At 45.5% G+C, this 4,286-nt stretch carries 3 protein-coding genes; 2 read left to right on the plus strand and 1 reads right to left on the minus strand.

Annotated features, from left to right (window positions below; translation table 11 throughout):
- Positions 1-1,020 (minus strand): tRNA-guanine transglycosylase (locus AB7U21_RS10720; RefSeq protein ID WP_428388939.1); only part of this gene is annotated, 1,020 nt, incomplete at its 3' end.
- 101 nt (positions 1,021-1,121) lie between these two features.
- Here AB7U21_RS10720 and AB7U21_RS10725 point away from each other — a divergent pair.
- Together AB7U21_RS10725 and AB7U21_RS10730 are read left to right on the plus strand one after the other, a co-directional pair.
- Complete coding sequence (locus AB7U21_RS10725) at positions 1,122-2,504, plus strand: FAD-binding oxidoreductase (protein WP_428388941.1); 1,383 nt, start codon at positions 1,122-1,124, stop codon at positions 2,502-2,504.
- Between the two features lies 1 nt (position 2,505).
- Positions 2,506-3,561, plus strand: a complete 1,056-nt coding sequence (locus tag AB7U21_RS10730) for a (Fe-S)-binding protein (RefSeq protein ID WP_333788170.1) — start codon at positions 2,506-2,508, stop codon at positions 3,559-3,561.
- Positions 3,562-4,286 lie beyond the last annotated feature (725 nt).

Consider the following 4,286-nt stretch of genomic DNA (forward strand, 5'->3'; position numbering starts at 1 on the left):
TGAAATTGAATAAGGTTTCTTTGCAGAGCATGGTAAGAGCAGAAGTACATCCAGCTCAGGAGGTGTATACCTTTCCTGTATCCTGCGTGCAAACCTCACAACTTCCGGTCTTGTGAGGGAATCTCCCGAATTAGCAAGCATCTCCACATTCCGTGTGATCGGAGTTCCCCTCTCAAGATATCGATATTCTCTGTCAAGCAGTCTCAACAGTGCAGTGAGCCAGGGTCTTGTACGGCATTGGCCATCAACATATTCCCGCAGATTGCCTGCAGATATCTTTTCTCTTACCAGGGCAAGTTCAGCTTCCATTGCATTGATATTATGCTGTTCGAGCAGCTGTGCCCTGGAATTTTTATCCATTTTTTTAAGTTCCAATGTGGTGGTAGATACACATGCAGAGCATCTGCAAGGTAACTCGGAAAGTGATCTCAGATCGAAACTTCCTGCGTGAGTGAGATAAATGTCCTTATATGCTGCAACTGTGGCTTTAGTGGTATCCAGCACATCAGCCCCCATGTAAACGAGCATTGCCAGGTTCTCAGGAAGACAGATATCGGGGAGGTATACTGCTGTATCATCAGGTGTACTATCTTTGAGGTCAAGAACTCTTTCCAGCAATGCTCTGGCATTGTTCTCAAAGACACCTGCGCCTTCAAGTATATACAGGTCAGCAGCCTTTAGAGCTCTGCCTTTACGGTATACTCTTCCGGTGGCCCCACTATTCGATGAAAGCATTTCCAAGGGTTCCGGTATGCAGTCAGGAGCGTCAGGCGCAAGACACATATGAGGTAGTATGATCAGCCTATCGTCTCCGATCTCACTTCTAAGCTGTTGTAACCTATGTTCAGCTTTTTCCACATTGCCTACTTCCCACAGGGAGCCAGCATCCACGATCTGTCCTGTGTTATCTTTCAGAGTTTCGGTTTTCAGGACGCATGGGGTCTCAATAGTTCTGGAAAGGAGCAGCCTGCCCTTTCTTGCTGCACCGTCCCTCTGGTATACCTCGAAATATCGTGTCATTGTTTGTAGGATACTGCATAGTTAGATGTAAATGTTTGGTATAAATTTCTGCTATTTCACCGACATCTTTAAATAATGACCACTTCTCTAAAATCAAAGCTATGCTCAATGTTGACCTAATAGAAAAAATGAGAATGATCGTGGGTAAGGACAATCTATCCGTTGCTACCTGCGAACTATATTGTTATTCCTCTGATGCTTCTCAGATAAGAGGTATTCCGGAAGTTGTCATTAAACCGCAGACCACTGTTCAGATTTCGGATATTGTGAGGATCGCTTACGAGCATGATATTCCAGTGACCGCCAGGGGAGCAGGCACAGGTCTGGCGGGTGGCTGCGTTCCTCTGGAAGGGGGCATTGTCCTTGATATGTCCGGTATGGACCGTATAGTGGAAATGGATTTTGATAATCTTCAGGTGGTAGTGGAACCGGGTATAGTTCAGGAAAAGCTCAATAAGGCCCTGGAACCATACGGTTTTTTCTTCCCCCCGGACCCCGGAAGTTCTGCAATGTGCACTCTGGGAGGGCTGATCGCTAATAACGGAAGCGGTATGCGCTCCGTGAAATATGGTACAACCCGCAGTTATGTGCTCGGCCTTGAGGTAGTGATGGCAGATGGAAAAACAATAAGAACAGGTTCAAAGACAATGAAAACTGTTGCAGGTTATTCTCTCACTGACCTCATGGTCGGTTCGGAGGGGACTCTTGGGATCATCACCCAGGCAATAATCAAGGTACGTGCAATTCCCAAAGAACGCTCTGTCATATTTGCTTCATTCGATAGCCCCGAACTTGCAGGTAAAGCCGTTGTGAGAGTACTGTCATCGGGTATCGTTCCCTCTGCATGTGAGATACTGGATGCGAATATTATCCGGGCTATCAACACCTATGATCCTAAACTAGGCCTTCCGCTTGCCGGTGCCATTCTGCTTTTTGAAGTGGATGGTACTGAAGCTGAAGTAAAGGAAGGCGTTGCTCTCATAGTAAAAACATGTGAAGGCTTGGCTTCAGGTATCAGGACCGCTTCAGATAAAAAGGAAAGGGATGAGATATGGGCTGCCCGAAGGCTGGTGGGTGCAGCGATCTCGCGTCTTGATCCTATGCGTACCAGGGTCTACGTGGGTGAAGATGTTGGCGTTCCCATAAAAGAGATCCCAAGAATGCTACGCAAGGTGGATGAGATCTCCAGGGAGTTCAATCTGCCTATTATGACGTATGGTCACATTGGAGACGGCAACCTGCATACAGGCATGTGTATAGACATGCTCAGCGATGATGCCTGGAAAAAGCTGAACGCTGCAGCTGATAAGATCCACCGTACAGCAATTGAGATAGGTGGCACGGTCACTGCAGAGCATGGCGTAGGCAGTGCGAGATCTGAATACATGCGTCTGGAACTGGGGAATGCATTGGATGTCATGATTATGATAAAGAAGGCTCTTGATCCTAAAGGGATACTGAATCCCGGAAAAATGGGTGTGTGACATGTCCAATCTTGATCTGAGATCCATCCTCAAATGTGTGCGTTGCGGCACTTGCAGGTCAGTATGTCCTGTTTTTGAGCAGATAGGCTGGGAATCAGCAAGCTCCAGAGGTCGTATGCTTGTTGCCCATGGTGTTTCTCAAGGTCTTGAGGCAGATCAGGATGTGCTAAACAGCCTCAATACGTGCACGACATGTGGCCTGTGTGAACAGATGTGCCCTTCAGGTGCCTCTCCCGTTCAGGTGGTCCAGGATACCCGCCATCAGCTTGTGCTTAAGGGCAGGATGACGGATGCTCAGGTAGCACTGCGTGATGCTGCTGCATTAGCGGGCAATCCTCTTGGAGAAACACAGTATCGTCATGCCTGGCTTGAAGATGCCGCAGACATCAAAGAGCATGCTCCTTATGTGTTTTTTGTGGGTTGTCTCGGTGCTTACAGGTATCCTGAGCTTACACGCAGAACATTTGATCTGCTTAAGAAGTTCGATGTTACCCTCATCCCTGAGGAGGTTTGCTGTGGTTCACCCCTGTTCCGTACTGGTTTGGACCCCGATGCTCTTGTCTCTAAGAATCTGGAACAGATCAGAAGGATCGGTGCGCATACCATCATCACAGGCTGCGCAGGATGTTATACCACTCTTAAGAACGATTATCACAGTGATCTGAAAGTGATACATGTTTCAGAGTTCCTGGCGGAACGCCTTCAAGAGCTGGATCTCAAACCTCTTGACATTAAAGTGAGCTACCATGATCCCTGTCATCTGGGCAGATGCAATGGCATCTTTGATGCACCCCGGCAGATCATCACATCTATCTGTGAACTCAAGGAAATGAGGTCCCATCACGAGCAATCCCGTTGCTGCGGTGCGGGTGGTGGAGTACTGAAAGGTTATCCTGAGCTGTCTATGGCCCTTTCAAAGAAACGCCTGGAAGAGATACCCGAAGGTGTGGATTATCTAGTCACGTCCTGTCCCCTATGCAGGACAAACCTGCAGCGTGGGGGGCCAAAAGTCGAAGTGATCGATATTCTGGACCTGCTGGAAATGGCAATGAAATAGTTTAGAGAGCTTTTACTTAAAAACTCTTTTCTCTTTTAATGCGGTACCTCTGCGATTCAAATTCAAGAGTATTTCTCTGTTCAACATCCTACTTCATAGCCATAAAAGCAATCATTCTATTACATATTGCTACACGTCTTGTAAAAGTATTCAATATTAATGCAATTTATCTTCTTTATGTATTAAGGTAGCAAACAAGTTCTCAGTTTGATGACATAACCATAAAAAATTTATATAAACAAGTTTAATTGAGTTACGCCACAACCGATTATGTGGAATGGGGTTCAAACGAAACCTGCAAAGTAAATTTGAACCCCAAACGCCCTAAGGCAAGACTATGTTAGTTTTACTAAACTTAAATCTATCGTGTTCTTGCCTCAAAAATAATGAGGTAAATATATGACAAAAATATCAAATCGACTAATTGTGTTTTGTCTGATGCTGTTGTGTTTAATATGTCCAGCATCAGCATATACTACAAGCTATTACTGGAATTCACATTCAGTGGGTTATACAATTGATAGGATAGTTCGATTCCAAGCGGATATACAAATTCTGTAAAGGCAGCTGCTAACAGTTGGACAAACTCTGGTGCATACTTTAGTTATTATTGGTCTGTAAACTCGAACAATAAGGTACAGTATTCCTCTTTTGGATCAGGTTCAAATGCTTTGGGGACCTGCACTCCGACTTATTATACTGGAACAACAAGATTATCTAAAATA

It is taken from the genome of Methanomethylovorans sp. (genome assembly GCF_050177135.1).
Taxonomy (GTDB): domain Archaea; phylum Halobacteriota; class Methanosarcinia; order Methanosarcinales; family Methanosarcinaceae; genus Methanomethylovorans.